This is a genomic window from Streptomyces sp. NBC_01803 (assembly GCF_035917415.1).
Classification (GTDB): Bacteria; Actinomycetota; Actinomycetes; order Streptomycetales; family Streptomycetaceae; genus Streptomyces.
On the sequence record NZ_CP109073.1, the window covers coordinates 4,265,541 to 4,284,837 of the forward strand.

Sequence of the window (19,297 nt, forward strand, 5' to 3'; positions counted from 1 at the left end):
TTTCAGTGCCCGCTCCGCTGGTCGGACATGGACTCCTTCGGGCATGTCAACAACGTCTCCTTCCTGCGCTATCTGGAGGAGGCCCGGATCGACTTCATGTTCCGGCTGGCGCGGCAGGCCGCGTCCACCGCGTTCACCGGCGGCTCGGTGGTGGCCCGGCACGAGATCGACTACCTCAAGCCGCTCCTCCACCGGCACGAGCCCGTGCTCATCGAGACCTGGGTGACCGAGCTGGGCAACGCCTCGGTCACCGTGGGCTATGAGGTGAAGGACGGGGAGACGATCTACGCCCGCGCCCGGACCGTGATCGTCCCCTTCGACCTCGCGCACGGCCGCCCGCGCCGGCTGAGCGCGGAGGAGAAAACGTTCCTGGAGAAGTACCGGGACGACGAGGCGGGGGGCGTACCCCTCGGATGACCGGCCACCAGGAGCTGTTCTTCGCCGACGAGGGCGAGGCGGCGCGGCTCGCGGCGTTCCTCGGCCGCCAGCTCCGCTGGGACCGCACAGCCGCCGCCCGCCTCCGGGCGGACGGCGAGGTGGTCGCCGTGTTCACCCGGCCGGCCCGTTTCGACGTGCTGGCCGTCCGCTCCGCCCGGCTGCGCGAGCCCGTCGGCCTCGACGTCACCGTCTCGGCCGGCGAGCTGCTGGAAGCCGTCGACGAGGCGGCCGGGAGCGTCGCCGTGCCCGCCGCCGTCACCGGCCCGCCGTGGGCCGGGCTGCTGCCGCCGCGCGGCGGCTGGCGCCCGCTGGCCGAGGTCGGCGACGAGGTGGTGCGGTCGGCGGCCGTGTCCGTCGTCGCCGAGTTCAAGGAACGCACCGAACGGCTCGCGCCCGGTGACCGCACCCGCGCCGCGCTGGACGCCCTCGCCGACGAGCTGTGGTCCCGGACGCTGCCGGGCACCCCCCTGCCGCTGCGCGCCGTGCACGCCGCCCACGCCCTCGGCTTTCTGCCGCCGGGAGCGCCGGCGCGGGTGGTCAGCGGCGGCTCCTGGCTGCGGCTGCGCACCGGCATGGGGTCGATAGCGGTCCGCCGGGCCGCCCCGCCGGGGCTGTCCGTGACGCCGCTGTAGACCCCGCCGCGAACCGGTCCCGGCGACGGAGGACCATCTCACTCATGGCTTCCACCTACGACGTCATCGTGCTGGGCCTCGGCGGCATGGGCAGCGCCGCCGCGGACCACCTGGCCGCGCGCGGCGCTCGGGTGCTCGGGCTGGAGCGGTCCGGCCCCGCCCACGACCAGGGGTCCAGCCACGGCGGCTCCCGCATCATCCGGCAGGCGTACTTCGAGGGCACCGGGTACGTTCCCCTGCTGCTGCGCTCCTACGAGCTGTTCGAGCGGCTGGAGCGGGAGTCGGGGCGCGAGCTGTCCATGCTGTGCGGCGGGCTGATGATCGGCCGTCGGGACGGCCAGGTCGTCACCGGCGGCCTGCACGCCGCCCGGCTGTGGGACCTGCCGCACGAGCTGCTGGACGCGGCCGAGCTGCGGCGGCGTTTCCCGACCCTGGATCCCCGGGACGACGAGGTCGCGCTCTACGAGGACAAGGCGGGTCTGGTCCGGCCCGAGGCCACCGTCGCCGCGCAGCTGCGACTCGCCGCGGCGGCCGGGGCCGAGCTGCGGTTCGGCGAGCCGGTGCTCCGCTGGGAGGTGCTGCCCGGCGGGGCGGGCGTCCGCGTGCGCACGGCGGCCGGCCGGTACGAGGCGGGCCACCTGGTGGTCTGCCCCGGCGCCTGGGCGGCGGAGCAGCTGGCCGACCTGGACGTGCCGTTCACCGTGCGGCGGCAGGTCATGTTCTGGTTCCAGCCGGCCGGCGGGCTCGCGCCCTACGCGCCCGAGCGCCACCCGGTCTGGCTCTGGGAGCGCGAGGAGGGCGCCGCGCTCTACGGTTTCCCGGCGATCGACGGACCGCACGGGGGAGTGAAGGTCGCGCTGCACGGCGACGGCGAGGAGTGCGCGCCGGAGACCGTCGACCGCGCGGTGCGCCCGGCGGAGACGGCGGCCCTGGCGGCGTGCGCGGCGCCCCGGGTACCGACCCTCCCCGGGCGCCTGCTGCGCGCGACGACCTGCGTGTACACCCGCACCCCCGACGAGCACTTCGTGATCGCCCCGCACCCGGCGCACGCGGGGGCGGTGACGGTGGCCTGCGGGTTCTCCGGGCACGGATTCAAGTTCGTGCCGGTGGTCGGCGAGATCCTCGCCGACCTGGCCCTGACCGGCGCCACCGCGCACCCCATCGGGCTCTTCCACCCACACCGGTTCGCCGGGGCGAGGCGGGCCGGCTAGCTCCGCGTGGGGGCCGGGGTCTTCCGTTGTCCGGGGACCGTCGGCTCGGCCCCGGTGCCGGTCGTGGCCTCGGCGCGGTCGGGCCTCGGGGGCTCGTCGCGGAAGAGCCAGGGCAGCCGGGGCTGGACGAACGGCCGGGCGAGCCGGCGCGCCGGGGCCGAGCCCAGCACGAGGGAGAGCGCGATGGCGAACAGCGGCATCAGCGCCTGCTCGTACCAGGGGCCGACCCAGTCGAGGCCCCACCAGCGCAGCACCGGGCGCAGCACCAGCGGGTGCAGCAGGTAGATGTAGAGGCCGCCCGCGCCGAGGTAGGTGATCAGCGGCAGCTTCCGGCGCGGCACCAGCCGGACGAAGGCGAGCGCGATGACCGTGCCGAGGAACAGCACGCCGCCGCGGATCACCCAGTCCCACAGGATGGGCAGCTCGTAGGAGCGGTCGTAGGGCTTGCTCATGCGCAGCCAGCTGAACTGCACGTCCGACCGGACGAACCACGCGGTCACGCAGGTGACGCCGATCACCGCGAGGGCGGCCCAGCGGCTCCACTCGGCGCGCAGCGCCTCGGCGAACAGGCCCTGCCGGAGCTTCCAGCCGAGCAGGAAGAACGGCAGGAAGCAGACCGTCCTGGACAGCGACAGGAAGTCGCCGAAGTCCGCGAGGTAGCCGACGGCCAGCGCGGCGACGACGGAGGTGGTCAGCGGGTGGCGGAGCTGGGCCAGGTACGGCAGCCCCATGCGCCAGAAGAGCAGCGACAGCAGGAACCACATCGCCCACGGCGGCTGGGCGATCTGGAAGGTCCAGTCGCCCCAGAAGTACCGCTGTTCCAGGGTGTGCAGGAAGCCGATGGCCAGATAGGGGACGAGGATCGACTCGGTGAGCCGTCTGGCCTCGCGGGCGGTGAGCGCGTCGGCCCGGCTGAAGTAGCCCGCGACCATGACGAAGACGGGGACGCGCAGCGCCCAGGTGGCTATTTGGAGCCAGCGGAGACCGTCACGGTCCATGACCGTATCGGTCAGATGCCCGAAAATCACCAGAGTGCCGGAAATGTACCGCAAGTTGTCCCAGTGCGGATCGCGGCTCTTCGTCATGGTTTTCCGGTGGCGCGAGGGGCTGCGCGGTCGTCCTTTCACATGAATTAGACACGTGACCCGGAGGGTGGGATGCCCCGCAGGGGTGAACGATCGATAACGATTGGGCGTGTCGGGGATCTGCGACCATGGAGGGGTGACGGACCAGCAGACGTTCTATGAGCAGGTCGGGGGCGAGGAGACGTTCCGCAAGCTCGTCCGCCGCTTCTACGAGGGAGTCGCGGCGGACCCGGTGTTGCGGCCGATGTACCCCGAGGAGGATCTCGGCCCCGCCGAGGAGCGGCTGACGCTCTTCCTCATGCAGTACTGGGGCGGGCCGCGCACCTACAGCGACGGTCGCGGACACCCCCGGCTGCGGATGCGGCACGCGCCCTTCGCGGTGAACCAGGCGGCCCACGACGCCTGGCTGCGGCACATGCGCGACGCCGTGGATTCGCTGGGCCTGACGCCCGAGTACGAACAGCGGCTCTGGGCCTACCTGGTCTATGCGGCCGGCTCGATGATCAACACCCCGGACTGAGCCCGGCGACCCGGCGACCCGGCGCCCCGGCGCCCCGGCTCCCGGCGCCCCGGCTCCCGGCGCCCCGGCTCCCGGCGACCCGGCCCCGCGGCGCCCCGGTCCCGCGGCGCCCCGGTCCCGCGGCGCCCCGGCCCCCGGCCTCAGGCGTCGTCCCACCGGAAGATCCGGGCCGCGATCGCCGTCAGGACGGCGGTGAACAGCAGCAGCCCGCCGGCCGTCGGCAGCGCCGCGCCCCAGCCCTCGCCGCGGGTCAGCACGTCCTGGATCGCCTCGTTGAGGTACTTCAGGGGCAGCGCGTCGGACACCGTCCGCAGCCAGCCGGGCATGTCGTCGGTCGGGAAGAAGGAGCCGGACAGGAACGCCATCGGCAGGATGACCACCTGCACCGCGCCGTTGGCCGCCTCCTCGGTCTTGGCCCAGGCGCCGACCAGCAGGCCGATCGACATGAAGGCGAGCGCGCCGCAGGCGACCAGCGGCAGCGTCAGCCACCAGGAGCCGGCCAGCCGCAGCCCGTAGAACGGGATGGTGGCGACGGCCAGGAAGATCGCCGTCTGCGCGAAGGCCAGGCCCAGGCTCACCCCGACCCGGGCCCCGATCACCGTGACCGGGCTGACCGGCGCCAGCCACAGCCGCCGCAGGATGCGCTTCTTGCGCCAGTTCACCAGCGTGAAGGCCGACATGAACGAGGCGCCCGTCGCGACCGCCCAGCCCAGCAGTCCCGGGGTGAGGTGCTGGATGGGCTTGATGGACTCGTCCTCGACCTGCCCGGTGGTCAGCTCGAACGCCGGCGGCTGCCCGGTGGCCGCCACGTTGGCAGTCTGCACGATCGACTCCAGCAGGCCGACCACCGTGCCCGCGCGGGCCGGGTCGGCGGCCGAGTACCGCAGCTGCAGCCGCCCGGCCTCCTCCCACAGCACCGCGTCCGCGTCCCCGGCGCGCACGTCCTCCAGAGCCGGGCCGAGGGCGCCGGTCCGCTGGATCGTCAGCGCGTCGGACAACTCGGTGAGCCGCTCGTCCGGCATGTCGTCCAGGACGCTCACGTCGCCCACCTGGATCACCGTGGAGCGGGACACCCCGTCGTCCTGGAGCAGCGCCCCGAAGAGCGCGAGGAACATCAGCGGGAAGATCAGCATGAAGAAGACCGCCGAGCGGTCCCGTATCAGGCCGAGGGCCATCGCCCGGGACAGGCTGGTGAACGCGCTCATCCGCGGTACTCCCGTCCGGTGAGCCGGAGGAAGACGTCCTCCAGGGTGGCCACGCCCAGCTCGCCGATCAGCTCGGCGGGGGCGCCCACCCGCAGGACACGGCCGGCGTCCATGATGGCGACCCGGTCGCACAGCAGCTCGGCCTCGTCCAGGTAGTGCGTGGTGAGGACCACCGTGCGGCCGGCCGCGTTGATCTCCCGCAACAGGTCCCAGAGGTTGCGCCGGGCCTGCGGGTCGAGGCCGGTGGTCGGCTCGTCCAGGAAGACCAGCTCCGGGTCGTGGACCAGGGCGCAGGCGATGGACAGCCGCTGGGCCTGACCGCCGGAGAGCTTGTCGTCACGGACGCCGGCCTTGTCCGCGAGCCCGACCGTCGCGAGCATGGCGTCGGCCCGCCCGGCCGGGACGCCGTAGAGCGCGGCGAAGGTACGGATCTGCTCGCGGGCCGTGAGCTTGTCGAAGAACGCCGACGCCTGGAGCTGCACCCCGATCCGGCGCAGCAGGCGCGGATCGCGTGGCCAGGAGGGGTGGCCGAGCAGCCGCGCACTGCCCTCGTCGGGCTCGCGCAGCCCCTCGACCAGCTCCAGCGTCGTGGTCTTCCCGGCGCCGTTGGGGCCGAGGATGCCGTAGAACTCGCCCCGGCCCACCTCGAACGTCACCCCGTCCACGGCCTGGACATCCCCGTACCGCTTCCGCAGTCCCTCGACCGCGATCGCGGCTCCTGTGTCACTCACCCGGGTGATGTTAGGGCCCCCGGACCTCAGGAACTCGGGCAGGTGCGGGTGCCCGTCCCGAGCCGGGACGCTCTCGCGGCCCGCCGGCGGCCAACCACGCGCGAGCTCGTCAACCCCGGTAGAGGGTGAGGGTCGTCCAGGCGCCGATGTGGACGCGGTCGCCCTCGTGCAGCGGGACCGGGACGAAGGGCTGGATCGGGTCCTCGGCGCCGTTGACCGTGGTGCCGTTGGTCGAGTCCTGGTCCACCACGGCCCAGCCGCCGTCCGGCTGCTGGACGAGGACGGCGTGCTGGTGGGAGACGCCCGGGTCCTCCGGGGCCTGGGCGAGGTCGATGTCGGGGGCCTCGCCCGTGGACTGGCGGCGGCGGCCGATCGTGACCTGCGGTCCGGTCAGCGGCAGCCGCTGCTCGGGCGCGTACGCGGGGAGGGTGAGCTGGGCCGCCTCGGGGCCCGAGCGTCTCATCATCGCCGCGAAGTACGCCGGGTCCGGTCCGATGGTGACCAGCCAGCCCGCGGTCTGCTGTGGCTGGGGCGCCGACGGGTACCCGGGCGGGGCCTGGTGCCGTGGCGGGGCCTGGTACTGCGGGGGCGGCTGGTGGGACGGCGGCGGCAGCATCCAGTCGCCGCTCGGCTGCGGCGGCGCCTGGGTGTGCAGCGAGTGCTCGGTGTGCTGCGGGTGGTGCTGCTGCTGTCGCGGCGGCGCGGACGCCTGCGGCTGCTGGCCGTACACCGGCTGCCGGGGGCCGGGCGGCGTAGGCGGTATGTACGTGGTGGGGGAGTTGGTCAGGAAGTTGTACCGGCACTCCTCGCAGAACGGCGCCTGCGCCTCGCGCGGGGTGTGGCACTGAGGGCAGAGCTCGGTCCGCGCCATCGGCGCGGTGGCCGGGGCGCCCTGGCCGGGATAGCCGGGGTGACCGGAGGGTGCGCCGGGTGCGCCGGCGCCCGGGTACGGTGGCGGCTGCGGCGGTCCCTGGCCCTGGCTGCCGGGGTAGCCGGGCGGTGCCGGTGGCGGAGGGACGGCGGCGGGTGCGAGCATGCGGTGCCCGCACACCTCGCACCAGTCCTCGGCCACCGACTGGTGGCCGTTCGGGCAAGTCGGCATGGTGATGCCTCCCCCTCACGTCACTCGCGTCACTCGTCTTCGCTCGTCTTCTTCACTCTGACCGTCTTCGTCGACCTGGTCTCCAGGGTCATCTCATCGGCCTCGGAGACTCTAGCCTTCAGTCGAACAGTACCGGTCGCGGCATCCTCCACGTCCACCACCTTGGCGAGCAGTTTCGCCGTCGCCTCGTTCCCCGAGGCGTGCGCCAGGCGCACCGCGCGGCCGAGGCGGGCGGTGGCTCCGGCGGTGTCGCCGCGCCTGCGCAGGTCGAGCCCTTCCCTGATGGCGCGGGCCAGTTCGGCTTGGCCGGTGTAGTGGGCGACCGCCGGATTGACGGCTGTCGCGGCGGCGAGATCGTCCGTCCACACGGCCCGGATCAGGCCGTGGCCGAGCGTGGCGGCGGGCGGCCCGGCGGGATCGCCGGGCTCCCGGACGACGAGCGCGACGCGGGCGGCCAGCAGCTCCCGGCCGACGCCGGCGTCGGGCACCAGCACGCAGACGTGGTAGTCGCGGGTCTCGTCGCCCCAGGAGCCGGTCGGGTAGTCGCCGGAGTGTGGCGGGGACTCGCTCCGGCGCCCCGTCAGGTCCTGGACGGTGGGCGCCACTTGTTTGACGTACCGGACGGACGCCCCGCGCGGCGTCCACAGCCGCAGGCCGACATCGCCGATCTCCTTGCCCATCGTGGTCGCCATCATCGCGGTGAAGTCGGCGGCCAGGGCCTCCGGTTCGGCGACGATATCGGCCGTGCCGAGCAACGCGGAGGCGATGCCAGCGACTTCGGTCACGTCCCAGTCCGTGCCCACACCCCGCGCGTCACAGGTGAACCGGCCCGCGCAGGCGTCCAGGGCCTCCCGCAGGAGCTCGGGTGTCTCGTGCTCGTCCCGGCCGTCGGTGAGCAGCACGCCGTGCCGGATCGCGGCAGGCGAGGCGTCGAACAGCCGCCCGGCCAGCCGCAGCCAGGCACCGATGGCGGTGCCACCCGAGGCGGTCAGCCCGCGTACCGCCGCCCGCGCGGCGGCGCGGGTGGCGTCGTCCGCGACGGCGAGCCGGCCGCCGCCGGGGAAGACCTCGGCCGCCCGGTGGGTGCCGGCGACGACGGCGAACGCCACCCCGTCGCGCAGCGCGCCGATCGCCGCCTCGGTGGCGAGCCGGGCGTGACGCAGCTTGTCCGGCGGCCGGTTCATCGAGCCCGAGCAGTCGACCATGAGGACCACGGCGGCCCGGGGCGACCCGTCGGCGGGCACCGGCCGGCCACCGCTCCCGGTGGCCGTGACGGTGACGATCGCGTGCACCTCCCGCGCGCCGCGGGGCAGATACTCGTTCTGGTACACGTCCACGGTGAACCGCGGGGTGTGCGACTTCTCGAAGTCGGCTATGGCCGTGCCCTCCTGACGCCGTGTCGCGAGCCCGGACAGAACCTGGGGAACGCCCGCGGGTCAGGCCGTCCCGGGCCGGTCCGCCTCGACCGGGAAGGGGATGACCGCCACCGTCACGTTGTCGTGGCCGCCCGAGTCGAGCGCGTGCCGCACCAGGTGCCGGGCGCTGGGCAGCGGCGCGGACCGCGCCTTGGCGGGCACCACGCGGGCCATCTCCTCGGCGGTCTCCGCGTAGTTCCACAGGCCGTCGGTGCAGACGATGACGACACCCGGCCGGTCCGGCTCGAACGAGCGGGTGTGCGGCTCGACTTCCTGCGCGTCGGCGCCGAGCCAGGCGGTGATGGCGTGCGCCCGGTGGTCGTTCATCGCCTCGGCCTCGCTGAGCAGCCCGGCCGCGACCATCTGTGCCGCCCACGAGTCGTCCTGGGTGAGGCGGGCGGGCGCCGCGCCTTCCTCCTCGGGCACCCAGTAGGCGCGGCTGTCGCCGATCCAGCCGATGGTCAGGGTGCGGCCGGACGTGATCGCGCTGACGATGGTGCAGGCCGGGGCGTTGCGGCCGGGCTCCTGCTCGGCCGGGTCGGCCAGCGCGCTGACGGCGCCCGCCGCGGCGACCAGCGCCTCGTGCATGGCCCGCCGGCTGTCCACGCCGCGCGGCAGCGTGTCCAGCAGGAACTCCCCGGCGGTCTCCGCCGCCGCCGCCGACGCCTCGTCCGGGCGGCTGGAAGAGGAGACGCCGTCGCAGACGACGGCGATGACGGCGGGGGAGCCGTCGGGCAGCGCGGTGGCCGAGACGGTGAACGAGTCCTCGTTGCGATGGTGGCGCAGGCCCAGGTCGCTGACGGCCGCCACGCCGCTGAGCGCGCGCTCCACGTGGTCGCGCTCGCCGGGCTGCGGGCGCCCGCACTCCACGCAGTAACCGTCCGCGGCGACTTCGCCATTGCCGCACACCGCGCAGAGGGGCCGGGGGGCGGCCTGGTCGGCGGCGAGCGGCGCGCGCGGATCGACCGCGCGCGGATCGGCGGCCGGGACGCGCGGCGGCGCCGTCGGCATGGGCGGGTACGGCGCGGCGGGCGCCGCCCGCGGCTCGGGCTCTGGCTCGGGCTCCGGCGCCGACTCCGCCGCGTGCCGGTGCTCGGGCTCCGCCCCGGCCCGGTCGCCCTCCCCGGCCCGGTCGCCCGCCCCGGCCGGCGGCCCGGCCCCGGGCGCGGTCCCGGCGACCCGCGGGTGCTCCGACTCGAACGGGGGCAGCGGCGGCGGCAGGGCGAAGTCGTGCTCGGTAGGTGTGTACGTCTGCGGGGGCGGGGCGGTCACCGCCGCCCCGCCGGGCGCCTGGGACCGGAGGCGGCGGGCGGCCGTTCGCAGATCCCTGCCGCACACTCCGCAGAAGCGGTCGTCGTCCTCAAGGGGCTCGCCACAGCCGGGGCAGGCGGAGAGTTGATCGAGCTGTGGCATCGTCACACCCATGTCCTCGGGCGGAAGCGATTGGCCGCTTCCACCAGTTCGGTCCGTTCACTACTGGTTTGCGCCAGCCGGGCCAGGCGCCGGTAGGAGCGTTCCAGGCCCAGTCTGATACCGGTCTCGTCCAGCGCGGCACCCAGGAGCTCGCTCTGGTGCTCCGTTTGCTGACGGGACTGTCCGGGAGGTTGGGACAATACCCAGTCCAGCGCGCAACCCAGCACTTCACAGGACAGTTGTTCACCCAGTGATGGTTCCAGCCCGGCGCGACGCAAACTGGCAACTTGCTGTCCGGCGGCGAGCAGGTCGGGCAGCAGATCCTCGGTGGCCGCCCGCTGCCGCAGCCGGGCGCGTACGGCGGCGACGCGCGCGGCTGTGCAGTGGGCGGACGTCTCCGGTATCGACTCCAGGGCCGCGACCGCCCGCCGCCGGTCCCCGGCCGCCAACCGCACCCGGGCCAGGCCGAAGCCGGCGCTGACGTGGCCCGGGTCGCTCGTCCACACCAGCTCGTAGTAGTCCGCCGCGTTGTCGAGCTGCCCCAGCGCCTCGGCGCACACGGCGAGTGCCAGCTTGGGCGCCACCTCGCCGGGGAAGGCGTCGTAGATCGCGTCGAAGGAGAGCGCGGCCAGCTCCCAGTCCTCGCCGACCAGCGCGGCCAGCCCCTGGTACCAGACGACCCGCCAGTCGCTCGCGTTGCGGGCGGCCAGCGCGGCCAGCGTCTCCCGGCCGGCCCGCTCCGCCTCCTCGCCCGGTATCCCCAGATGGGCGCGCAGCTCGCGGACCCGGCGTTCCACCGAGTCCGTGGGCGCCGAGCGCAGCGCCACCACCAGGTCGGCGGGGGAAGTGGCCGCCAGGCCCGCCAGGAAGCCGGCGTTGGGGTCGCCCGGATCCACGCGCGGCACGGGCAGCGCCAGGGCGATCTGCCGCAGGTCGAGCGCGACGGTCTGCGGCGCGGTGGGCAGCGGCGGCGCGGCCGGCCGGGGCGGCGGCACCGTCGCGACGAGCGCGGCGGCGGCCCCCGCGCCGGCGGTGCCCCGCCCCCGCGCCCGGGTGCCGAGCCGCGACACCGGGCCGCTCGGCGGCGGCACCAGCTCGGTGTGCACCACGCGGGACTCCGGCCCGAAGAGCTGCGACAGCGCGGGCCGCGGCTGCCCGGTCCTGATCGCGACGATCTCCCGCAGCACGCCGGTCAGCTGGTCGGCCATCTCCTGCGCCGAGGCGAACCTGCGGCGCGGATCGGGGTCGGTGGCCCGCACCAGGAAGCGGTAGAAGGACTCGTACCGCTGGAAGACCTCGATGTTCTCCGGCTCGGGCAGGCTGTCCGCGAAGACCGTGGTGTAGCCCTGGAAGTCGAACGTCAGCACCGCCAGCGTGCGGGCCACCGTGTAGAGGTCGGAGGCGACGGACGGGCCGATCTCGGCGACCTCGGGCGCCTGATAGCCCACCGTGCCGTAGATGGCGCTCTCGTGGTCGTCCATCCGCCGCACCGCGCCCATGTCGATCAGCTTGAGCTGGTCGTCCTGCTGGATGGCGTTGTCCACCTTGAAATCGCAGTACAGCAGGTTGCGGCTGTGCAGATAGCCGAGCGCGTCGAGCGCCTCGATCCCGTACGCGCACGCCTGCTCGACCGGCAGCGGGTCGCGGCGGCTGTCCGGGGCACGGCGCGCGTTGGCGATCTCCTTCAGCGACTTGCCGCCGACGTACTCCATCACGATGTAGCCGTCGACGCTGCCGGTGCGCCGGTCGAGGTGCTCGACGAAGTTGTAGATGCGGACGATGCTCGAATGCTCGATCTCGGCCAGGAAGCGGCGCTCGGAGATCGCGGCGGCCATCGCGTCCTCGTCACCGGTGTCCAGCAGGCCCTTGAGCACCACCCAGCGGTGCGAGACGGCCCGGTCGATGGCGAGATAGATCCACCCCAGGCCACCGTGGGCCAGGCAGCCCGCGATCTCGTACTGGTCCCTGACCACGTCGCCGGGTTCCAGCTTGGGGATGAACGAGTAGGGGTGCCCGCACTTGGTGCAGAAGCCCTCGGTGCGGCCGGGCCGCCCGCCCCGGGAGCGGCCGACCGGCGCGCCGCAGTCGCTGTTGCCGCAGAACCGCTTGCGCTCGGGGACCTCCGGGTCCTCCAGGACGGCGGAGAGCGGGTCGGGCCGGGGCACCTCCGGCATCGTGACCAGGCCCGCGCCCAGCCGGGAGCGCGCCGAGGTACTGGTGATCGTGCGCGAGCTGCGCACCGTGACCGAACGGCCCGGCAGCCCGCCGGAGGCGGCCCGCCACAGCCGTCCGGAGACCGAGCGGCGGGAGAACTGCGAGCGCGACGAGCCGCTGCCGCTGCCCAACCCGCTCCCCGAGCCCTCCCCCGAGAAGCCCCCCGAGCCGCCGGAGAACGGGCCGCCGCTGTCCGCGCTCCGGACCGAGCCGGTCACCCCGGTCGCGACGGAGCCGATCATGCCCTCCGGCGAGACGACGGGGGCCAGCCCGCAGACGCCGCAGTACAGCTCGCCGCCGCCCATGTCCTCGTACGTCCCCGAGCAGTCCGGCCGCTGACACTCCGTCACCGCTCACGCCTCCCGTCCGCCGGGTCCTCCTCGCCGGAGGCCAGGACCTCGGCCGTCGCCCGCTGGTAGCGCCGGACCGCGTTCTCGGCGGCGCGCAGGTCGCAGGGCGCGGTCCACAGCAGCCGCCGAGCCTGGTCGTAGCGCTCGGCCAGCATCGGCTCCGCGGCCTTGCCCAGCCGGGTGGCTTTCGCCTTGTAGGCGTCGAGCCGGCCGCGCAGCTCCGCGCGCACGGCCAGCGGCGCGGTGACCGCCGACAGCGAGGCGCGGGCCCGGTCCAGCTCCTCCTCGGCGCGCTGCTCCAGCGACTCCAGCAGCGGCGACAGCCGGTGCCACTGGGCGCGCCGCCGGTAGTCGGCCGCCGTGGCGAGCTGCTCATGCAGCGCGCTGGCCGGGCCGCTGACCGCGGGCACCTCGGAGGCCGCGATCTTCGCCAGCACCTCGCCGCGCGCGGTGCGCGCCTCGGCCAGGGTCCGGTCGGCCCGGGAGAGCACGTCGCGCAGCCGGATCAGCCGCTCCTCGGCGTCCTTGCGCACGCCGATGACGGCGTCCACCTCCCGCCGGATGTCGTCCAGGGCCCGCGCGGCGCGGTCGTAGCGCACGGTGTCGGGCCGCCCGCCGCCGGGCGCGCTGCTGCCGCCGTCCGCGATCCAGAAGGCGAGCGGGTCCGCGATCACCTCGGCGCGCAGCTCCGTCAGCTCGCCGGTGACCCGCTGCAGATCGTCGCCCGCCGGATGCGCGCCGGGGCGCACGCCGACGGAGTGCGCCAGCTCGCTCAGCCGGCGCAACTCGGCGGAGAGCAGGTCTATCCGCGCGGGCAGCGCCGACCAGACGGAGTCGGCGGCGATCACGATGTCGAGGACCTCGGCATAGCCCGCGTTCATCCGCTCGACCAGGTCGGCCCAGCTCAGGCGCTCGGCCAGCCGGCCCTCGCCGGAGACCATCAGATGGTCGCCGTCCAGCAGCATGCTGAGCTGGAGCAGGTCGTCCCGGCCGGGGAATCGGCGTCGGGCCCGCAGCTCCCGGGCCGTCTCCAGGGCGTCGGTGCACGTGTCGAAGTACGTCCACAGCCGGGAGGCCGTCGGCTCGGCCCGTGCCCACCGCTCCCGGGTGACGCCCGAGAGCTGGGCGCCTTCGAGGAGTCTGCGGCCCGCGTGGTCCTGCAGCGCGAGCAGGGAGGACTCGATCGCCTCGTGCTCGGCGCCGAGCCGCGCCAGCGCGCGGTCCACCTCCTCCCGGCTCAGCACCTGCCCGCCGGAATCCGGGGCCATCGCTCTCCCCTCTGTGAAGTCCTGGTGTGTCGTGTGGGCTCATGTCCGGTCGACGCCGTGCCGTCCGCCGGTGCGCCGGGGTACGGCGTCGGCTGGATCTCTTCCCCGTCCGGGGAGGAGTCACGGATCGGATCAGTCTCGGTACTGCGGTCGCGGCGGCGCGGGCGGGGGATCGGTCTCCTCGTCGTAGAGATAACGGGCGAGCCATCGGTCGTAGGACTGCCGCCACTCGCTGCGCGTGCCGTCCGGACCGGGCTCCCGGTAATCCTCCAGCACGGCGTTGACCCAGCTGACCAGATCGGTGTTGGCCAGGTTCATCGCGACGCCGTAGGACTCCTGGGTGAGCGGGTCGTCGGCCAGCCGCATCGAGGGGTCCTGCGCCACGTGCCCGGCCGCCAGCGCGCTGTCGGTCATCAGGGCGTCGGCCAGGCCGAGCTGGACCCGGACCAGGCAGTCCAAGTGGTTGTCGGCGCCCACCAGATCGGCGCCGTGGCTCTCGCTCTCCAGCCGCTTGCTCGCGGTCGAACCGTTCGCGCTGCACACCCGCATGCCGTCGAGCGACTCGTCGAATCCCTGGATCGAGGAGTTGGCCGGCACCAGGAGCTGCTGGCCGGTCTCGAAGTAGGCGGTGGAGAACGCGACGTCCTGCCAGCGCTCGCAGGTGATGGACATGGTCCGCACCACCATGTCCACCGTTCCGTCCTGGACCGCCGGGATGCGCTGGTCGGTGGGGATGGCCAGGAACCTGACGTCCGGGTCCGGACCGAGCAGGTCCTCCGCGATGGCCATCACCAAGTCGATGTCGAAGCCGACGATGTCGCCGGTCTGCGGGGAGCGGTAGCCCCACAGATAGCTGTTCTGGTCGATGCCGACGACGAGCTGGCCGCGTTCCTGGATCTCCTCGACGGCCGCGCCCCGGACCCGGCCCGGCGGGAAGCTCTCGGCCGGGTCCCGGCCGTCGGCGCACCGCTCGCGCGCGGCCGACGGCGCCCTGTCGTCGGCGTACTCGGCCTCGGCGGACCGGCCGTGCGGCGCGGCCGGCGGCCCGGCGAGGAGATCGGGCGGCAGCGAGCCGGCGAGCACGCTGCCCGCCAGCGCGAGCCCGGCCGCGGCGAGGAGCAGCGCCCGCACGTCGCGGCGCCCCGCGCGCCCGCCGCCGTGCGCCGCGCGCCGGTCGGCCGACGCCCGCGGTCCGTTCTCCGGCATGGTCCGCACCTCCCGCGCCCTCACCGGTACTCCGACAGTCTGCGGCCGATGCCCAGCACGGCGCCCGCGGCGCCGAGCAGGGTCAGCAGCACGGCACCGCCCCGCAGGCCGCCCAGCGCGGCGTGACCGTCGTTCGCCCCCCGGGTGAACTCGAACTGCTCGTGGTCCACCGCCTCGGCCAGCGACGCGTCCACCGCGTCGAAGCTCTCGCCCGTGGAGTCCTCGACGCCGATCACCATCTCCACGGACTCCTGGTACTCCCCGGCGAGTTCGAGTCGGCGGGCCTCGGTGTGCCGGGCCCGCCAGTCCTCGGTGGCGTCGATCGCCCGCTCCACCGGGTCGCGGCCATCGGCGTCGTCGGCCAGCTCCCGCGCGCGGTTGAGCAGGCTGTCGGCCGGCCCCTCCTCGCCCGCGAGCCGGGCCATGTGCGCCTGGTAGCTGTTCTCGGACTCGCTGCCCGCGCCGCGCGCCACCAGGGTGATGCTCTCGTCGCCGCGCGCCTTCAGCGCCTCGGTCCAGGCGCCGTAGAGCGAGCTGAGCGACTGGGCCGCGTTCTCGTCCGCGTCGGTCAGCGCGGAGCGGGCCATGGCGTGGGCGCCCCCCAGCCACAGCAGCAGCACGGTGGTCGCGGCGGTGGCGGCCAGCAGGCCCTGGTTGAAGACCCGGTTGGTCCGCAGATAGTCCCGGCGCTGCGCCCAGAGCAGCACCGCCAGCACCGTCAGCCCGATGACCATCGACGCCAACGGCCAGGCCCTCGCGTCGTCCAGGTCCTGCTGGAACCGCTCGGTCTCCAGCGCGTACAGCGCCTCGGCGGCGCGCAGCATCGTCTGCTGCATCCGCTCGTCGGCGTACCGCAGATAGGCGCCGCCCAGCGGCAGGCCCTGCCGGTTGTTCGTGCGGGCCGTCTCGACCAGGCCCGTGTAGTCGGGCAGCGCCTCGTTGAGCAGGGCGATGTGGCGCTGGGCCTCCGCCGAGCCCGAGCTGTGGGCGGCGGCCTCGGCGAGCAGCTCGGCGGCGGTGTCGATGTCCCGCTCGTACCGCCGGCGCATCTCCGGGTCCTCGTCCGCGCCGGCCAGGAAGCCCGCGGCGGCGGTGGTGTTGGCGTCGGCGAGCGAGCGGTAGATCTCGGCGGCGCGGGCGCTCAGCGGCTGGCTGCTGCCGCGCACGGTGTCGGCGTCGTCGGCTCGGGCGGAGATCTCGGCGAACGTGACGCCGCCCAGGAGCAGCAGCAGCCCGGCGACGACGGCGCCGATGATCCGCAGCCGGCCCGGCTCGGTCCGCGCGGCGGCCCGCAGCCGGGCCACGCCCTCGGCGAAGGCGCTACGGCGACGCGGCACCTCGGGCGGGGCGGCGGGAGCCGGCCGGAGGGGCGCCGGTGGCGCCACCGGGACGGGCGGCGCGGTTGGCGGAGCGGGCGGGTGAGTCACGTTCCGGGCCCTCCCCCTCACGTTTCCGGCACGGGCCACGGCCAGCAGTATGCCGTTCGGCCGGAGCGGGCACACAGCCCTTGCCGAGATCTTGTCGTGATCGCGATGTGTGGGGCGCCGCGAGCCCCTTCCCCGCAATCACGCGGGCGGCGGTCCGGTGGTTCCCGGCACGCGGCAGGATCGTCGTATGACCAGTCAGCCCGATTTCGCGCTGCCCATGACCGTCCGGCTCTCCGGGCACGGCGTCCACCTCCGGCACTGGCTGCCCGAGGACGCCGACACCATGACGGAGCTCTTCGACGACCCGGACATCGCCCGGTGGACGCCGCTGCGCTCCCCGTTCGACGAGGACGCCGCCCGTGAGTACCTGAGCAACGCGCTGGCCCGCCAGTCGGCCGGCACCCGTATCCAACTGGCCGTCACCACGGACGGGTTGGCGCCGCTGGGCGAGGTCGTGCTGCTGCCGGGCGAGGACGGCCGCCGCGAAGTGGAGCTGGGCTACATGGTCGGCCGCCGCCACCGCGGCCAGGGGCTGGCGCGGCGCGCGCTGACGGTGCTCACGGACTTCACGCACCGCGAGCTGGCACCCGCCCGCGTGGTGCTGCGGATCGACCGGGAGAACGAAGCGAGCAACGCGGTGGCGCGCGCCGTCGGCTACCGGCTCACGGACGACGAGCCGATGCTCAGGGACGGCACGCACCACCGGTTCACGCTGATGACGTGGGAGCACGCGCCGGACCCCGGCGCCCTGCCGGAGTGACGCGCGCCGCTCCGCGCTACCCCTCCGCGGCTCCGCCGCCGCCCCCGCCTCCGCCCGCGCTGTCCGCCGCGGCCGGGCCGCCGCCCCCCGCCGCTGCCGGGGGACCAGGGGAAAGCGACGGACCCGATGCCTCCGGCTGGGTGATACCCGCGCCGCCCAGGACCCGTTTGATCCGCCAGCGCAGCTCCCGTTCCACCACCGAAGCCTTGCCCGGCTGGGTCTTGACGATGACCCGGAGCACCAGCTGCTCGCCGGCGACCGACTCGACGCCCAGCACCTCCACCGGCTCCCACAGCAGCTCGTCCCAGGGCGCGGTGTCGGACAGGTCGTCGCCGACCATGGCGATGAGCTTACGGATCTGGTCGAGGTCGGCGTCCGCCTCCACGGTGACGTCGACGCCGGCGGTGGCCCAGCCCTGGCTGAGGTTGCCCACCCGCTTGATCTCGCCGTTGCGGACATACCAGGTCTCGCCGGTGTCGCCGCGCAGGGTCGTCACCCGCAGCCCGATCTCCAGCACCGTGCCGCTGGCCTCACCGACGTCGATGGTGTCCCCGACGCCGTACTGGTCCTCCAGCAGCATGAACAGGCCGCTCAGCACGTCCGCCACCAGGCTGCGCGCCCCGAAGCCGATCGCCACGCCCGCGATGCCCGCGCTGGCCATCAGCGGGCCGAGCCGCACCCCCAGCTCGTCCAGCACCATCAGGGCCGCCGTGCCGAGCACCAGCACCGAGGCCGTGCTGCGCAGCACCGAGCCGATCGTCTCCGAACGCTGCCTGCGCCGTTCGGGGTTGACCAGCAGTCCGCCGAGCGCGGCCGAGCGCCGCTTGTCGCTGTCCTCGCGGTTCAGCCGCGCGATGAGCCGGGTGATGGCGCGGCGCACGACGAAGCGCGCGGTGAACGCGATGCCCAGGATCAGCAGGACGCGCAGCCCGGACGCGAGCCAGGCTTCCCAGTTGTCTCGCATGCGGTCCTCTTCAGTCCTCTCCCGCTTCCCCGGTCACCGGCCCACGGTAGTCACGTTCCCCGGTCGGCGCCCATTTCCGCGAGGGCACGCGGTCAAGGGGCGTCGCCGGCGCGGGTGCCACGGGGCCGGCCGCCGGAGGTGGGATGCGCGGCGAGGAGAGCGGGGAGCGGTTCGCGCGCGGGCCATGCTCGGCCGCTGGGAGCGCGGCGAGAGCAAGTCCGAGAGGGCCGTGCTCCGCGCGGCCCCACCCACCCCGAGGCGGCGCGGAGTGTCCGGACCGCCTTCGGCGGAACAGATCCTCCCCGCCCCGCGAGCCGCCTTCCCGGCGGATCCGGACATCGAGACGCGCGCCGGCCTGGTCCTCACCCGGGGCCTGGGCGTGGCGCTGGTCCGCTAGGTACTGAGGCTGGAGCCAGTGGCGTCGATGGATCGCGAGGAGCTGATCCGCGCCGTCGACGCCGGCCTTCAGCGCCACCTCACCGCGCCCCTGCGCGGAAGGGATCAGCCACGGCGGGGAGGTGGGAAAAGCGGGAGGCAAGGGAGCCCTGTGGTGAACGACACAATCAGTACATATCGCGATCGTGGTGGCGCGGGCGGCGGTGCGCGGGACACACTGGGGGAGATCGTCCCGGCGCGAGCCACGTGCCGCCGACGGAAACGGAGGGCGTTTTCGTGCCACACGTCTTGGTCCTCAACGCGTCGTACGAGCCACTTGGGGTCGTACCGGTCCGCCGCGCACTGATCCTGCTGCTCAACGACAAGGCCGTGAGTCTTGAGGACTCCGGGGCCCTGATGCGCAGTGCCACCGACGCTATACCAGCCCCGAGCGTCGTGCGGCTCAAGCGCTTCGTGCGCGTCCCGTACCGCACCGCCGTGCCGCTCACCCGGCGGGCGCTCTTCGCCCGCGACGGCGGTCGCTGCGCCTACTGCGGCGGCGCCGCCACCAGCGTCGACCACGTCATCCCGCGCAGCCGGGGCGGTCAGCACGCCTGGGACAACGTCGTCGCCGCCTGCCGCAGCTGCAACCACATCAAGGCCGACCGGCATGTCGCCGAGCTCGGCTGGCGGCTCCGACATACGCCCGGGCCGCCGACGGGGCTGGCCTGGCGCATCATCGGCACCGGCCACCGTGACCCGCGGTGGCTCCCGTATCTGCGGCCGTACGGCGCCGACGACGCGCTGGCCAGAATCGAGGGCAGACACGCCTGACCACCGCCCCTCGGGAAAAATCCCGCCCCGACGCCGCCGTCGCGGCAAATTTTCCGCCGCAAGGCATGTGAGCTGCGTCGCTTTCCCGTCGCGGGAAAGGGTGCGGTGGCGTTGACTGGGTAAGAGCACTCCCTACAGTCCGCCGCC

The 19,297-nt window shown here is 74.3% G+C and carries 19 protein-coding genes; 8 read left to right on the forward strand and 11 right to left on the reverse strand.

Annotated elements, in window-relative coordinates; translation table 11 throughout:
- The first annotated feature begins 27 nt into the window (after positions 1–27).
- The 3 genes from OIE51_RS19400 to solA are packed head-to-tail and all read left to right on the forward strand — an operon-like array spanning position 28 to position 2,281.
- A complete protein-coding gene (locus tag OIE51_RS19400; RefSeq protein WP_326599009.1) occupies positions 28–417 on the forward strand; it encodes an acyl-CoA thioesterase in 390 nt (129 codons plus the stop codon).
- Positions 414–1,070 carry a hypothetical protein gene (locus tag OIE51_RS19405; RefSeq protein ID WP_326599010.1) on the forward strand — a complete coding sequence of 219 codons (657 nt, stop codon included), beginning with the start codon at positions 414–416 and terminating at the stop codon, positions 1,068–1,070. The genes OIE51_RS19400 and OIE51_RS19405 overlap by 4 nt, the downstream gene beginning before the upstream one ends.
- 44 nt (positions 1,071–1,114) lie before the next feature.
- Positions 1,115–2,281 (forward strand): N-methyl-L-tryptophan oxidase, encoded by a 1,167-nt coding sequence (gene solA, locus OIE51_RS19410; RefSeq protein WP_326599011.1) that lies wholly within the window; start codon positions 1,115–1,117, stop codon positions 2,279–2,281.
- Here solA and OIE51_RS19415 read toward each other — a convergent pair.
- Complete coding sequence (locus tag OIE51_RS19415; protein ID WP_326599012.1) at positions 2,278–3,366, reverse strand: acyltransferase family protein; 1,089 nt, start codon at positions 3,364–3,366, stop codon at positions 2,278–2,280. The two genes, solA and OIE51_RS19415, sit on opposite strands and share 4 nt — an antisense overlap.
- 136 nt (positions 3,367–3,502) lie before the next feature.
- Between OIE51_RS19415 and OIE51_RS19420 the strand changes: the two genes are divergently transcribed.
- On the forward strand, positions 3,503–3,886 hold the full coding sequence (locus OIE51_RS19420) for a globin (RefSeq protein ID WP_326599013.1): 384 nt from the start codon (positions 3,503–3,505) through the stop codon (positions 3,884–3,886).
- A gap of 140 nt (positions 3,887–4,026) precedes the next feature.
- Here OIE51_RS19420 and OIE51_RS19425 read toward each other — a convergent pair whose 3' ends face one another.
- From OIE51_RS19425 to OIE51_RS19450, 6 genes are all read right to left on the reverse strand, one after another.
- Entirely contained in the window at positions 4,027–5,091 is a 1,065-nt protein-coding gene (locus OIE51_RS19425; protein ID WP_326599014.1) for an ABC transporter permease, read from the reverse strand.
- Positions 5,088–5,822 (reverse strand): ABC transporter ATP-binding protein, encoded by a 735-nt coding sequence (locus OIE51_RS19430; protein ID WP_326599015.1) that lies wholly within the window; start codon positions 5,820–5,822, stop codon positions 5,088–5,090. The genes OIE51_RS19425 and OIE51_RS19430 overlap by 4 nt, the downstream gene beginning before the upstream one ends.
- Positions 5,823–5,931: 109 nt before the next feature.
- Entirely contained in the window at positions 5,932–6,924 is a 993-nt protein-coding gene (locus OIE51_RS19435; RefSeq protein ID WP_326599016.1) for an FHA domain-containing protein, read from the reverse strand.
- Between the two features lie 29 nt (positions 6,925–6,953).
- A complete protein-coding gene (locus tag OIE51_RS19440; protein WP_326600699.1) occupies positions 6,954–8,300 on the reverse strand; it encodes a vWA domain-containing protein in 1,347 nt (448 codons plus the stop codon).
- A 60-nt stretch (positions 8,301–8,360) separates the two neighbouring features.
- Positions 8,361–9,764 carry a protein phosphatase 2C domain-containing protein gene (locus OIE51_RS19445; protein WP_442811967.1) on the reverse strand — a complete coding sequence of 468 codons (1,404 nt, stop codon included), beginning with the start codon at positions 9,762–9,764 and terminating at the stop codon, positions 8,361–8,363.
- A complete protein-coding gene (locus OIE51_RS19450; RefSeq protein WP_442812063.1) occupies positions 9,755–11,926 on the reverse strand; it encodes a tetratricopeptide repeat protein in 2,172 nt (723 codons plus the stop codon). The genes OIE51_RS19445 and OIE51_RS19450 overlap by 10 nt, the downstream gene beginning before the upstream one ends.
- A 1-nt stretch (position 11,927) precedes the next feature.
- Here OIE51_RS19450 and OIE51_RS27010 point away from each other — a divergent pair, with 1 nt between their 5' ends.
- Positions 11,928–12,305 (forward strand): hypothetical protein, encoded by a 378-nt coding sequence (locus OIE51_RS27010; protein ID WP_442812082.1) that lies wholly within the window; start codon positions 11,928–11,930, stop codon positions 12,303–12,305.
- A gap of 7 nt (positions 12,306–12,312) precedes the next feature.
- Here OIE51_RS27010 and OIE51_RS19455 read toward each other — a convergent pair whose 3' ends face one another.
- From OIE51_RS19455 to OIE51_RS19465, 3 genes are all read right to left on the reverse strand, one after another.
- On the reverse strand, positions 12,313–13,584 hold the full coding sequence (locus OIE51_RS19455; protein ID WP_326599017.1) for a hypothetical protein: 1,272 nt from the start codon (positions 13,582–13,584) through the stop codon (positions 12,313–12,315).
- Between the two features lie 132 nt (positions 13,585–13,716).
- Positions 13,717–14,790 carry a glutamate ABC transporter substrate-binding protein gene (locus OIE51_RS19460; protein WP_326599018.1) on the reverse strand — a complete coding sequence of 358 codons (1,074 nt, stop codon included), beginning with the start codon at positions 14,788–14,790 and terminating at the stop codon, positions 13,717–13,719.
- Between the two features lie 20 nt (positions 14,791–14,810).
- Positions 14,811–16,217: a hypothetical protein gene (locus OIE51_RS19465; RefSeq protein WP_442811968.1), complete on the reverse strand. Its 1,407-nt coding sequence runs from the start codon at positions 16,215–16,217 to the stop codon at positions 14,811–14,813.
- Positions 16,218–16,404: 187 nt separating this feature from the next.
- Here OIE51_RS19465 and OIE51_RS19470 point away from each other — a divergent pair, with 187 nt between their 5' ends.
- Positions 16,405–16,977: a GNAT family N-acetyltransferase gene (locus OIE51_RS19470; RefSeq protein ID WP_326599020.1), complete on the forward strand. Its 573-nt coding sequence runs from the start codon at positions 16,405–16,407 to the stop codon at positions 16,975–16,977.
- A 16-nt stretch (positions 16,978–16,993) separates the two neighbouring features.
- Here the strand turns inward: OIE51_RS19470 and OIE51_RS19475 are convergent, their stop codons facing one another.
- Entirely contained in the window at positions 16,994–17,941 is a 948-nt protein-coding gene (locus OIE51_RS19475; protein WP_326599022.1) for a mechanosensitive ion channel family protein, read from the reverse strand.
- A 268-nt stretch (positions 17,942–18,209) separates the two neighbouring features.
- Between OIE51_RS19475 and OIE51_RS19480 the strand changes: the two genes are divergently transcribed.
- Complete coding sequence (locus OIE51_RS19480) at positions 18,210–18,338, forward strand: hypothetical protein (RefSeq protein WP_326599023.1); 129 nt, start codon at positions 18,210–18,212, stop codon at positions 18,336–18,338.
- Positions 18,339–18,613: 275 nt separating this feature from the next.
- A complete protein-coding gene (locus OIE51_RS19485) occupies positions 18,614–19,150 on the forward strand; it encodes an HNH endonuclease (protein WP_326599024.1) in 537 nt (178 codons plus the stop codon).
- Positions 19,151–19,297: the final 147 nt, after the last annotated feature.